This is a genomic window from Fluviispira vulneris (assembly GCF_014281055.1).
Lineage (GTDB): Bacteria > Bdellovibrionota_B > Oligoflexia > Silvanigrellales > Silvanigrellaceae > Silvanigrella > Silvanigrella vulneris.
In genome coordinates this window covers 36,606-48,876 of the sequence record NZ_JACRSE010000002.1, presented here as the reverse complement: position 1 = coordinate 48,876, position 12,271 = coordinate 36,606, and the positions used below count along the sequence as shown (strand labels likewise).

Below are 12,271 nucleotides of genomic sequence, written 5' to 3'. Positions count from 1 at the left end.
ACAATAGCAAATATTCAGCTAAAGTAGCGTTCAGCACCTCATTTTAGTGCTTTTTTCTTAATTATTAATTAGAGTTATTAAACTTATGCATACAGATAACCGAAAAAAAATTGTCTTCCTTGGAACCCCACAGGTAGCAGAAATTGCTCTGCGAATTCTACTCGAAGCCCAGCAATTTTTGAAAGTTATTCTCGTTGTGAGCCAACCACCAAGCCGTTCTACGCGTGGAAAAGGGGAAACTCCTTCACCTACACATAAACTGGCTCTTGAAAGTGGTATACCCGTTCTCACCCCTCAATCCGCAAAAGACCCAGAATTTATAGCTACGATACAAGCTTTAAAACCAGATCTTTGTGTAACAGCTGCTTATGGAAATTATTTGCCCAAAACATTTTTAGAAGTTCCTAAATATGGAACCTTAAATATTCATCCAAGCCTTTTGCCTCTTTACAGAGGAGCATCTCCCGTCCAAAGAGCACTTGCTGATGGAGTGAGTAAGACAGGTGTGAGCATCTTGTTTTCAGTAGCAGCTATGGACGCAGGTCCTATAGCTGCTCAGGAAGAATATGAATTGAATGATTCAATAAAAGCTCCAGAACTACTCAATATTTTATTTGAAAAAGGTGCACATCTACTCCTAAAAACCCTGCCCAAACTTTTTTCGAATTCATTAATTGCACAAGAGCAAGACCACTCAAAAGCAACTCATGCAGATAAAATTAAAGTTGAAGAAAGTATTCTCGACTTCTCCCAACCTGCTTTGACGCTCCATAACAAAGTTCGTGCCTTTGCAGGCTGGCCAAATACAAAATCTTCATTTATTTTGAACGATGAATCTATAGAGATGAAAATCATTACCACCCGAGTTTCTGAAAACTTAACAAAAATGAAAAAAGGTGATTTGATTTTTACACAAAAGTCGTTAAATATTTGCTGTGGAGACTCCCAAATCCTTGAAATACTAGAAATGCAGCTTCCCGGAAAAAAAGTCATCTCTGCACTAGATTTTCAAAATGGATTGAGAGGAAAACAGATAAAATTAAATCTGTAAAATCATCAATTTAGTCATTTGATGATGCGCTGTTTTGGTGTATGAGAATACTTAGAGGTTTAGTTTCTCAGCAATAGTAACTGTCAGGTAAGTGTGCTCGGCGGAAGCTTGCTAAAAACACAAGGAATGATGAAATGGAAAGCAAATTTAGCGCTTTAATAAGCAATATTAAAAATATTAATTCTGCTTCAATCGTCGATACGTTCAAAAAAAACCAAGAGAATCTGCATCCAAAAGCCGTCCTCGATTTTGCCCGCAAAGCGGTGGACTCTGCCCGTTCTTTTTCGAAAGAGGAAATCAATGTTTTACTTGGTAAAGCCAATGATCTCGGACAAAAAACAAATGTAGAAATAGAAAAGATAGTGGCTTCTGCTGTTAAAAATATTTTAAAAGGACAGCCTCAGGACCAAGCAACAGAAGAAGTGAGAACAGAAATTACCAAAATGCTCGTTGAACACAACAATGGTAAAAATCTTTTACCCATCGTTAAGTATGTAAATAGTGTTTTATTAAATAATGCACCAACAAGTCTTGAAGCATTTAAAAATTTCAAAAAAAATATTGGTCAAACACTCATTTCTGATGCGAAAAAACGTATTTCTGAAAGAAATATTATAGATGCTCAAGTTATCCCTGAAAAAAAAACTCAAAAAAAAAGAGCATAGCAAAAAAGAAAATTAATTAAGCATTAGGAAATTATGGAAGAAGAAAACTTATTACAAAACGCAGAAAAACTTCCCAAAAAAGAAAGCAGTATCTATACAAAATCTGCTTTCGATATTCTAAAAACAAGAGTTGAAGCTATTTTATTCGTTGCCGATTCAGCTTTGGAAGCGGGTGAAATTCGCTCTTGGATTGGGGAAGTTTCTCTATCGGATGTGCGCATGGCATTGCGAGCGATAGCCCTCGATTATGAGCACAGAGCATTTGAACTCGTTGAGGTAAATCACAAATACCAAATAAGAACACGCGAAGAACATTTACCATTAATAAAAAAACAATATGCAGGAAAAGCACGTTCATTAAGCAAAAATGCCCTTGAAACTCTAGCGATCGTTGCTTACCGGCAACCTGTGACCCGCGCACAAATCAATGCTTTAAGGCAAGTAGATAGCTCTTCAATTGTCCAAACACTAAAAGAAAAAGATCTTATCTATGCATCTGGTACTCGCAAAGAAGTTGGCAATCCATTGGAATACAAAACAACGGCAAAATTTTTAGAAGTTTTTGGCCTCACAAGTCTTAATGAATTGCCAAACTTACGCTCCCTCCAATTAAACCTGGATGAACAGAAAAAAGCTGCTCTTGCTTTAAATTCTCTTGAGGAAAAAGAAGAGACTCCTCCCTCTGTAGAAGACATTGGATATTCAGAAAATGATGAATCTTAAATAAAGTTAGAAATTAAATTGGATCCTTAACAGAATTAAAAATGGCTGGTATTATTCCGAGCAACTCGCCACTGAGACGGACTACGAATCGGGGGAAAATAGGAATTTTGGAGGAAAATATGGGTTTTTTAGATAGCTTAGGGCGTTTTTTTTCAAGTGCATTCGGACTTGCAGAAGGTAAAACACAAAGGATGACTGACAAAATGGTTACATCCAATGCCGATGCCATCCGCTCACAATTTCGCAAAACAAAAGAAGATTGGAGCAAAGATTACCAAGAAATGCGTGAAGCCGTTGCAGAACTCATTCGAATTCGTGAAATGAAAGCAGAAGAAGTTAAAAAGATATCTAAAGAATCTGAAGAACTTCAACAAAAAATGGCTGGTGCAATAGAACTTTATAAGAAAAATCCAGATGAGCGCTACAAAGCAGCCTATACTCAACTTGCTGATAAATCTGAAAAGAATGAGCAAAGGGTCAAAGAGCTAGAAGCTGAGATCACCGAACAGCAACAAGCAATCGAACGCTATAAAGTTAGACTGTTAGAACTGCAAACACAAATAGATTCCCTCAATAAGGAAGAAGCAGAAACTGTTGCTGATATTATCAGCAGTCAAAAAATCAAAGAACTCAACGATCGCCTTTCAGGATTGTCCGTAGACTCATCCTCTAAAAATCTTGAAGCCATTCGCAATGCTCGGCAAAAATCAAAAGCTGTAGCAAAATTATCAACAGAATTAACAGGCGCTGAAAAAACAGATCTTGATAAAGAGCTTAGTTTAGCGGGCTCTCGCTCTAAACATCTCTCTGCATTTGAGGATGCTATAAACGCCAATAAAACATCAATTAAAAACGATCCTTTTGCAGAGTTACCAAGTAGTTCTAATATTTCATATAACAAAAAAGATACTGTTGACATAGAAATCAGTAAGCTCAACTCAGGAAATAAATAGATGATAAAACTTGTTGATGGAGAAGATTTTTCAATAAACATTATCAATAATATTTGCTTTATTACTTTTTCTTCTCCATCCACCCGCAACGCAATTAGTTTGCGAATGTCAGCGGTTATGCAAGAAATTTCTTGGAAAAAGGAAAATAATTTATCTATATTTGAGAAATTTATTTTAGATAATAATTGTTTATTAATTGTCGTTCAATCTTCTGTCAAAGGTATATTTTCCAGTGGTGGAAACCTTTCAGATCTCAAAAATGGTTCGAAAGAACTCTGCCAAAATTATGCATCATCTATAAAAGCATTCTGTAAACTTCTACACAGCTGCTCTATTCCGTCTGTTACTTTATTAGCGGGCGCAGCCTACGGAGGGGGAGCAGAATTGGCTTTAGCGACTGATTTTAGATGGAGTATAGGGAAGAAATCAGATTTGCATTTCACTCAAATGAGATTTGGGATTCCTGCAGGCTGGGGAGGAATGTTGAGACTTGCAGAACTTTGTCCACAACTCTCACACAAAAAAATTTCTGCCATGATCATTGGGAAACATAACATTTGTTATGACCAATTGGTTAATCTCAATTTGATAGACAACACTTTTCTCAACATAAAAAATTGTTACCGTGCTCTTAATGAATGGCGTGATAATATTGAACAAGCTCCGATTGATATCAGAAATGATCTAATGCATAGACATAATATTAAAGAAACATATCAACTCGAGGAATATGACAACGAAATTTTTGATAAATATTTTTTAAATTATGAACATAAAAAAAGAATTAATACGTTCTTTGCAAAAAGAAATAACAATGCAAAAGATTAAACCAAGCAAATTCATAATTATTGTACTTTTTTCTAGTTCTTATTATTCTTGCGGATTTAAATTGGATCCTGCTCCACTTTATCCAACGCATATTTCGAAAATAGATGAAGAGACAATTAAACGGAAAAAAGAATCTCAGAAAAACTCTTCCAATCAAGAAGCTCCATCTGCTAAAAAAGAAAGTGAATAATCTTCTCGCAATTTAGCTGAATGGAGAAAAATAATGAATTCAGAATTAATCAAATGGCCAAAATCAAGAATTCTTGAATTGTTTGCAATTGAAAACCCGATTGTCCAAGCAGGTATGGTTTGGGTAAGCGGTGGAAAATTAGCTGCAGCAGCGGCAAATACAGGATGCTTAGGACTCATCGGCGCAGGCAGCATGTATCCCGATTTATTAAAAGAACAAATTAATAAAGCTCATGCACTGACACAAAAACCATTTGGTGTAAATATTCCTTTATTATACGATAAAACAGAAGAACAAATAAAAGTCGCACTTCATGCAGGGGTAAAAATATTTTTCACCAGTGCAGGTTCCCCTAAAAAATGGACTCCATTTTTAAAAAAAGAAGGCTGCACCGTTGTGCATGTAGTTAGCTCACCTGAGTTTGCCCAAAAAAGCCAAGATGCAGGCGTCGATGCTGTGGTCGTTGAAGGATTTGAAGCGGGAGGCCACAATGGGCGTGACGAAATCACATCCCTCGTTTTACTGCAACAACTGCAAAATAAATTAGAAATCCCATTTATTATAGCTGGAGGATTTGCGACAGGCAGTTCCATTCTTGGAGCTCTTGCCATGGGGGCTGAAGGCGTGCAGATCGGCACAGCCTTTGCAGCTACAGTAGAAAGCTCCGCCCATGATAATTTCAAACAAGCTATGTGCAATGCACAATACAATTCTACTTTTCTTCGTATGAAAAAACTTGTGCCTGTACGTTTGCTTGAAAATGACTTTGCCCAAAAAGTGGCACAAGCAGAAAATATTTGTGCTTCAAATGAAGAGCTGCTGAAAATTCTTGGCAAAGGAAGAGCTAAAGAAGGTATGCTAAACGGTAATTTGCAAGAAGGCGAGCTTGAAATTGGTCAAATTGTTTCGGAAATTAAAGAAATTATAAGTTGTGCCAATTTAGTTCATAAATTAAAAATGGAATATTTAGAAGCACGTATGCGTATTCTATAACATTTTATAAAAAAACAAATAATAAAAAAAATCTCATTCATATAAAGCGCATAATTTTCTACATAAACATATTATTTATTTTTTTAAATAATAATTCCTAAAGTGAATCAACTTTAATTCGATTAAAGGAATGCAAATTTGATGCAGTCAAAATAATTGCATCCTGCATAAGAAAAAATTAAAGATTTTTTTGCGCAGCAGGATCAAGGTTCATAGTCAGGAGGTTAAAAACTATGGGTTTCCGCATTGCAACTAACGTACAGTCTCTAAATGCACAACGTAACTTAAATATTAGCAATGATATGAATAATCTTGCAATGGAAAAACTGTCTTCAGGTTTTAGAATTAACAAAGCCTCTGATGACGCTGCTGGACTCGCAATTAGTGAAAAATTAAAAGCTGACTATCGCGGGCTTGTTATGGCTAGACGAAATGCAAGTGACGGTGTTTCTTTAATTCAAACTGCAGAAGGTGGTTTGAATGAAATAGGAAATATATTGAGTCGTTTGCGTGAACTTTCTGTACAAGGTGCAAGTGATACGATTGGTAATATTGAAAGAGGATTCCTAAATAAAGAATTTTCACAACTAAAAGATGAAATCACACGAATTTCAAAAACCACAGAATTTAACGGAACACTTTTGCTCGTAGGTAATCAGGACAATGTTCCTGATGAAATTAAAAAGAGATCAAATGAATACCCACTCGAAGTTCAAGTTGGTAAAAACTTTTTTGAAAGTATTGATGGTAAAGATCAAATCAATCCAACTGATATCATCCGCATTGACTTAAGTAATGTAAATGCAACGGTTGATGAAGAAGGACTTAATCTTGGTACATCTGAAGAAGATGAAAAATCAAGTGTGAATACAAAAGATCATTCACAAAGATCTATAAGTGTCATCGATGACGCGATAACAAAAGTTTCAGGTTATCGTGCAACAATGGGCGCAATTCAAAGTCGTCTCAATTCCACAATCAATCAGTTGAGTATTCAAGCTGAAAACAATGCTGCAAGTAACAGCCGCATTAGAGACACGGATTTTGCAGAAGAAACAGCAAAACTCGCACAAACATCCATACTGAAACAATCTGGTGTTGCCGTTCTCGCACAAACGAATCAAACACCAGCACTCGCAATCCGCTTGTTAGGATGATTTAAATATAATTCATCCTAACAATTTACTCTTAAAGCAGGATATTATGGATGAAGAGAATCTTGCAAATAAAATAGAGAAAACAATTCTAATAGTAGATGATAACGAAGAGAATCGTCTACTTATGTCTATTTATCTCAAGAAATCAATTTATAAATATGAATTTGCTCAAAATGGTGAGATAGCATTTGAAAAAATAAAAATAAAAAAATATGATCTCATCTTAATGGATGTGCAAATGCCGATCATGGATGGCCTCATAGCGACCCGTACCATTCGCAAATGGGAAATTGAGGAAAAAAGAACTGCAATTCCAATTATTGCACTCACTGCAAATGATTTACAAGAACGCGGAGGGGAAACTTTGAAGGCAGGTTGCAATGCGCATATAACAAAGCCAATTAAAAAAAATGATTTTCTAAGCGAAATTAAAAAATATCTAGGTTCATAATTTTCAAAAGAATGGATGGAAAATATGGGGAAAAAACACTCGCTTGTTTTAGATAAGGACTTCGAAGAAATAATCCCTGAATTTCTTATTAAACGAAAAAGCGATATCGTAATGATACGTAAAGCATTAGAAGATGGAGATTTTTCCCTTATAGAATCTCTAGGACATAAATTGAAAGGCACTTGTGGTTCCTATGGTTTTATGGAGTTAAGTGAGTTAGGAAAGAAAATTGAAGAATCTGCAAAGATAAAAAAAGAAGCAAATATTTTAAAATCAATTGAAAAAATAGAAAATTATATTGCAAATGTTGAAATAAAATTCGAATAATTATAATCTCTAATAAATGTCAATTTTCTGTCGAAATTTATGCTCATTTTATTGTTATATACTATAAAGTAATTCTGAGGTAAATATCTATGAAAAGATCAAATCTAAAAAAAATATTAACTTTTTTAACTTTGATTTCAGCAAATTCAACATTTGCCCAAAATAATGCAAATGAGAAATCCGATAAAATTTTAGTCAAGCCTCAAGAAAACAGCGCAAATAAAATAACGAATTACATTAATTTCTTGAAAGATATGAAGAACAAAAATGGCAAAAATTATGATATCGAAAAAAACAATAAAGAACTATTAAATATGTCGAAAGACCAATATTTTATAGAGATTGCGTCGAGAATTCACAGAAGAATGCAAATTATTTCACAAGATGAAAAAACATTAAAGCAAAAAAACATAGATAAAAACTCAGATGATTATAAAGAATTAGTTGCTGATTCAAATGAGTTGAAATCATACATAAACAAAACATATCCAAATTTTTACAATACTTTCTCACTTATATCTAGAGACAAACCAACTCTTGCAAAAATTAAAAACCAAGGTTCACCTACCAATCAAATACTTCTGTACAGCAATTCAGCAAATACAAACGCAGCAGTGAATGCTGAAGCCTATGCCAATGCAGTTGCCATCGCCAATGCCGTAGCTGTTTCCAATGTAGCTGGTGTTACGAATGCAGTTGTTGCTGCCGAAGTCTTTGTCGTTTTAGCTGCTTTTATCATATAAAATAAAAGAATAAATATGCTTATACTTCCCACAACTCTTTCATTGATAACAACTCATCATTGCACTGCAGCCTGCGAACATTGTTGCTTTGCTTGCAATCCTAAAATTACGAAAAGAATTCCCAAGGAAAACCTAAAAAGCCTCATAGACGAAGCAACACACATTCCGACTCTAAAATTGATTTGTTTTACCGGTGGTGAGTGTTTTACCCTCGGGAAGGAACTTGATGACAGAGTTTTCCAAGCACATTCTCTAGGTTTTCGCACTCGATGCATCACAAATGGTTACTGGGCTTACTCACAGGCAGCAGCAGAAAAAAAACTGACGGATTTAAAAAACTGTGGATTAAATGAAATAAATTTTAGTACGGGCGATTTTCACCAGAAATATGTAAAAATTGAAAGAATTATAAATTGAGTTAAAGCTGCTGTTAGAAATGATATATTAACTGTGGTGAATATTGAAATATGCAATGAATCATATGAACTTAATAATAATATATTCTTTGCAGATCCTGATATTAAAAGCTTTATTGAGGATAAAAAAATTATTATTCAAAGAAACGTCTGGATAAAATCAGATGGAGTCAAAGAGATTTCACATCCATCGAGTCGATCACGATTTTTAGAGCAAAATAAAACGCGCTGCAATACTGTCTTAAACGTTTTGACTGTCACGCCCGATCTGGATCTGAGTTCTTGCTGTGGTCTTCACTTAGAAAAAATCAAAGAGATGAAAATTGGAAGTTTACATAATAAATCGCTTATTGATTTGCTAAAAACAACTCCTGATGACCTGATTAAAATGTGGATTCATACCGATGGACCAGAAGCAGTGCTTGAAGCATGTAGAAAAATAAATCTAAATATCGAATTACCTTTATCATCAACTCACCCATGTGAAACATGCTTATTTTTATACAACAATATAGAGTCTAAAAAAGTTTTAGCCCAAGCAGCTATTGAAAATGAGAATTATATTTTGGATAGATTTTTAGAAATTCTGAGTTATAAAATCTTTGAAAGTGAACTCAATGATAATTTTTCAAAAAATTATAATAATACTCAATTTATATAAATAAGATATTACAAATAGAAAAAGATCAAAGAAAATACTTTGATCTTTAATTTGCCTCGTCTCCGTATACTTTTTTTGATTATTTATTTTTAATAGAAATATAAATCGTACTTAGGAGTTACACAATATTTTTTCAATCCTGAATTTTCAATACCAAGCTCAAGAGCTTTAGCTCCTTGAACTTTAACTCTCTCACTAAATCGAGCATTAATAGCTTCTGGTATTCCAGAATTGACCTTATGAGTTACTTGCTCAATTTTACCACAATTGCCTGCAGAAATTTTACCCGAGATGGATACATCAGTTTGATAAGTGCCTACGAGAGGTATATTAACCATTTTAAACACAGCATGTTCAACATTTATCGCGACCAAACGATTTTGCTCATCTAATTCATATGTCCCAGAAATTCCGACTGGAAATGTCGGATCAACTTCGCCTTTTTCAAAAGTTTTAGTCATAGCAGAAATAATTTGACTAATATTATCTTTACTAATAACTGTATCTAGATTATAAGTTTTTGCATAAACAGTACTTGAAATAGCTGAAAGCAATAGCAAAGAACACTTTAATTTCATGAATATTTCCTTTTATAATAGAGACGAGACAAAATTAATCTAGCATTTAAATTTATATTATCAAGGATTCGATATATTATTTTTCTGGTAATCTTAAATAAATTTATTTTAACTTTACTGTAACAAAACTTCTTAATTCAAATTTTATATACACCTAAATTTTAAATATATTACAACAGTTAAATATATATAATTATTATTAATGTATATAATAAAATAATCTATCCCCAAAAAAAGACAAAAAATGGTTTCTTTAAATACTCAAAATGCAAAGCTACTTTGGGATGCCCAAGTTTTGCTAATAACTCTGTTGGATTTCCTTGATGAATCTCTGGAAGGCCAATTTCAAAACTATATCCTTCATTTTTTAAAGTTAATTTTGACTTTCCACAAATTTGATTGCAGATTTCACTTGTTACGTCTTTAATATCCGCATCTGTCACCTTACCATCCTCTGGCATCATAAAAACAGCCTTTGTGATTGCTTGTGCAGCTTCAAGAGCCATACTAAATGCCATTGCTCCCTTTCCTTTATCACGTGATAGAGGCATTTTTCCTGCAATTACGATTGGTAGAGCCATACCAGCTTCGATCACTGGTTTCAAAAAAGTTGGATCATTTTTTGTATTTGTTTTAATTACTTCTTTTGTTGATTTTATAAAGGCATTTAAAACTTTTACATCAAATATTGCAAATTCCTGAGCTAAAAAATCTTTTAAACTTTTTGAGGAAGCAGGTAGATGTGCACCCGATTGCTGGGCCTGATTTGAGGAAGCTACAGATGAAAGTGTCGCTGCACTTACTGTCGAAGCTCCTAAAGGTGGATGAGGTTGAGGAGATCCACCACTTATACCAGAAGATTTACTTGATAATTTTGCTTCAATTGCTTGTATATTAGTTTTAATTTCTAATACATGTTCCTTTAATTTAGCAACATCCTTTTTTAAGTCCTTCTCTTCCCCCAGAAGATCTTTTTGTGTTTGCAAAATTTCCATGATTTTACTCATAATATCTTCATAATATCTATCTAACTTTTTTTCTAAGGGGTTTTGGCTTGACATTATCCCTTCGTTCTTTCTGTCTGAATTTAGCATGCATTGGTAGCAATTAACTGACATAAAGGGATATCGAGCGATTATGATAAAATCTAAAGGATCGGACGGAGGAGAAAATGACACAATCTGCATTTAGTCATATTATGGTTGTCGATGACGATCCAGATATTCTTTCACAAGTTGAAAAAATATTTGTTAAATTAGGAATTAAAAATTACAGAACTTTTTTAAGCGCTGATAAAGCACTGAAGGAATTAGAAGAGTCACAAGAGTCTTTTGATTTAGTGATCGTCGATGTCCGCATGCCAATTTTCTCAGGCATAGCCCTTGTTCAATATATAAAAACTCATCCAGAAAAAAAAGTAAGAGAGACATTTTGTGTTCCATTAGTTGGGAGTATTGGCAGAGAAGATAAAGCAATACTTTCTGAGTTTAGTTTTTTTGAAACTGTAGCTAAACCAATTGCAGAAAAAGCATTTATTGCGCGCCTCGAAGAATTAGGTGAGCAACATAAAAATCCCAATAGTGATAAAAATTTTCAAACTCAATTTAATAATGCTCTTATCGATAAGAAATATAAACAAGCAGAAGATCTTATTTTACCAAGAATCAAACAAGATCCAAAATCACTTCGCTATTTGACTTTGTATGCAGAACTTTTATTAAGGGCACAACAAATAAAAAAAGCGGAAGAGTTTTTAAATAAAGTTCTTAAAATTGATCAAAATCATATCATGGCTCTTAATTTAATGTCGAAAGTATATATTAAAACAAATCGTTTTGACGATGCTATGAAAGTTCTTGAAAAAGCAAAAGTATACAGTCCACATAATATTGATCGATTGCTTGTGATTGGCGAACTGCATTTAGGATCAGGGGAAGCCGATAAAGCAGAAGAAAACTTTAGTTCCGTTTTAAAATTAAATCCAAATGACGAACGAGCAACCTATGGTCTAGGTCGTGCGCTCGCAACCCAAGGAAAAACTGAAGAAAGTAAAAAAGTTCTTGCAAACCTTAAAAAAGGCGTAGAACTAGCAAGCTTTTTCAATAATAAAGGAATACTTTTAGTTAAAGCTGGCAAATATGGAGAAGGCGTTACCTTATATAAAAATGCAATAAAAGTTTTAGATGATCAAGAAAGAGAACATTTATTATTATATAATATTGCCCTCGCTTATTCAAAATTAGGAGATAGCCCTAAAGCCTTAGATTTTGCAAAAAAAGCAATGGAAAAATCTCCAAAAGAATATACAAAACCCCAAAAACTTTTAGATAGATTGCAAAAAGAAGCTAAGGGAGATCCTACACAGGCACCAAAGCCACAGGAAGTACCACCACCTGCAAGCAAAGAAAAATATTTATTGACAGGTTCGCAAATGGATTTCATCATGGGTGGATTTGAAGAAGTAAAAGCACCTGAACCACCTACTCCCTCTCCTGCCGGTGAAGAAGAGTTTATTACCTTTGGGACTTGAATCTT

Annotated in this window: 16 protein-coding genes; 14 read left to right on the top strand and 2 right to left on the bottom strand. The window is 34.0% G+C overall.

Annotated features, from left to right (window positions below; genetic code table 11):
• The first annotated feature begins 85 nt into the window (after positions 1-85).
• From fmt to H7355_RS04020, 13 genes are all read left to right on the top strand, one after another.
• Positions 86-1,051, top strand: coding sequence for a methionyl-tRNA formyltransferase (gene fmt, locus H7355_RS04080; protein ID WP_186645453.1), 966 nt, complete (start codon positions 86-88; stop codon positions 1,049-1,051).
• Positions 1,052-1,185: 134 nt separating this feature from the next.
• Positions 1,186-1,716 (top strand): hypothetical protein, encoded by a 531-nt coding sequence (locus H7355_RS04075; RefSeq protein ID WP_186645452.1) that lies wholly within the window; start codon positions 1,186-1,188, stop codon positions 1,714-1,716.
• A gap of 33 nt (positions 1,717-1,749) precedes the next feature.
• Positions 1,750-2,439 (top strand): SMC-Scp complex subunit ScpB, encoded by a 690-nt coding sequence (gene scpB / locus H7355_RS04070; RefSeq protein WP_186645451.1) that lies wholly within the window; start codon positions 1,750-1,752, stop codon positions 2,437-2,439.
• Positions 2,440-2,558: 119 nt separating this feature from the next.
• Positions 2,559-3,392 (top strand): PspA/IM30 family protein, encoded by an 834-nt coding sequence (locus H7355_RS04065; protein WP_186645450.1) that lies wholly within the window; start codon positions 2,559-2,561, stop codon positions 3,390-3,392.
• On the top strand, positions 3,393-4,220 hold the full coding sequence (locus H7355_RS04060; RefSeq protein ID WP_186645449.1) for an enoyl-CoA hydratase-related protein: 828 nt from the start codon (positions 3,393-3,395) through the stop codon (positions 4,218-4,220).
• Entirely contained in the window at positions 4,207-4,410 is a 204-nt protein-coding gene (locus tag H7355_RS04055) for a hypothetical protein (protein ID WP_186645448.1), read from the top strand. Before H7355_RS04060 ends, H7355_RS04055 begins: the two co-directional genes overlap by 14 nt.
• 33 nt (positions 4,411-4,443) lie before the next feature.
• Positions 4,444-5,403: an NAD(P)H-dependent flavin oxidoreductase gene (locus H7355_RS04050; protein WP_186645447.1), complete on the top strand. Its 960-nt coding sequence runs from the start codon at positions 4,444-4,446 to the stop codon at positions 5,401-5,403.
• Positions 5,404-5,636: 233 nt separating this feature from the next.
• Complete coding sequence (locus tag H7355_RS04045; RefSeq protein WP_186645446.1) at positions 5,637-6,560, top strand: flagellin N-terminal helical domain-containing protein; 924 nt, start codon at positions 5,637-5,639, stop codon at positions 6,558-6,560.
• A gap of 46 nt (positions 6,561-6,606) precedes the next feature.
• Positions 6,607-7,011, top strand: a complete 405-nt coding sequence (locus H7355_RS04040; protein WP_186645445.1) for a response regulator — start codon at positions 6,607-6,609, stop codon at positions 7,009-7,011.
• A gap of 24 nt (positions 7,012-7,035) precedes the next feature.
• The gene (locus H7355_RS04035; protein WP_186645444.1) at positions 7,036-7,338 is read left to right on the top strand and encodes an Hpt domain-containing protein; all 303 of its coding nucleotides are present in this window, start codon (positions 7,036-7,038) and stop codon (positions 7,336-7,338) included.
• 89 nt (positions 7,339-7,427) lie between these two features.
• Positions 7,428-8,081 (top strand): hypothetical protein, encoded by a 654-nt coding sequence (locus tag H7355_RS04030; protein ID WP_186645443.1) that lies wholly within the window; start codon positions 7,428-7,430, stop codon positions 8,079-8,081.
• A 15-nt stretch (positions 8,082-8,096) separates the two neighbouring features.
• On the top strand, positions 8,097-8,498 hold the full coding sequence (locus tag H7355_RS04025) for a radical SAM protein (RefSeq protein WP_186645442.1): 402 nt from the start codon (positions 8,097-8,099) through the stop codon (positions 8,496-8,498).
• A gap of 33 nt (positions 8,499-8,531) precedes the next feature.
• Positions 8,532-9,158 carry a hypothetical protein gene (locus H7355_RS04020; protein WP_186645441.1) on the top strand — a complete coding sequence of 209 codons (627 nt, stop codon included), beginning with the start codon at positions 8,532-8,534 and terminating at the stop codon, positions 9,156-9,158.
• 89 nt (positions 9,159-9,247) lie between these two features.
• Here the strand turns inward: H7355_RS04020 and H7355_RS04015 are convergent, their stop codons facing one another.
• Positions 9,248-9,736, bottom strand: coding sequence for a hypothetical protein (locus tag H7355_RS04015; RefSeq protein WP_186645440.1), 489 nt, complete (start codon positions 9,734-9,736; stop codon positions 9,248-9,250).
• A gap of 221 nt (positions 9,737-9,957) precedes the next feature.
• The gene (locus H7355_RS04010; protein WP_186645439.1) at positions 9,958-10,797 is read right to left on the bottom strand and encodes a chemotaxis protein CheX; all 840 of its coding nucleotides are present in this window, start codon (positions 10,795-10,797) and stop codon (positions 9,958-9,960) included.
• A 110-nt stretch (positions 10,798-10,907) separates the two neighbouring features.
• Here H7355_RS04010 and H7355_RS04005 point away from each other — a divergent pair, with 110 nt between their 5' ends.
• On the top strand, positions 10,908-12,266 hold the full coding sequence (locus H7355_RS04005; protein WP_186645438.1) for a response regulator: 1,359 nt from the start codon (positions 10,908-10,910) through the stop codon (positions 12,264-12,266).
• Positions 12,267-12,271: the final 5 nt, after the last annotated feature.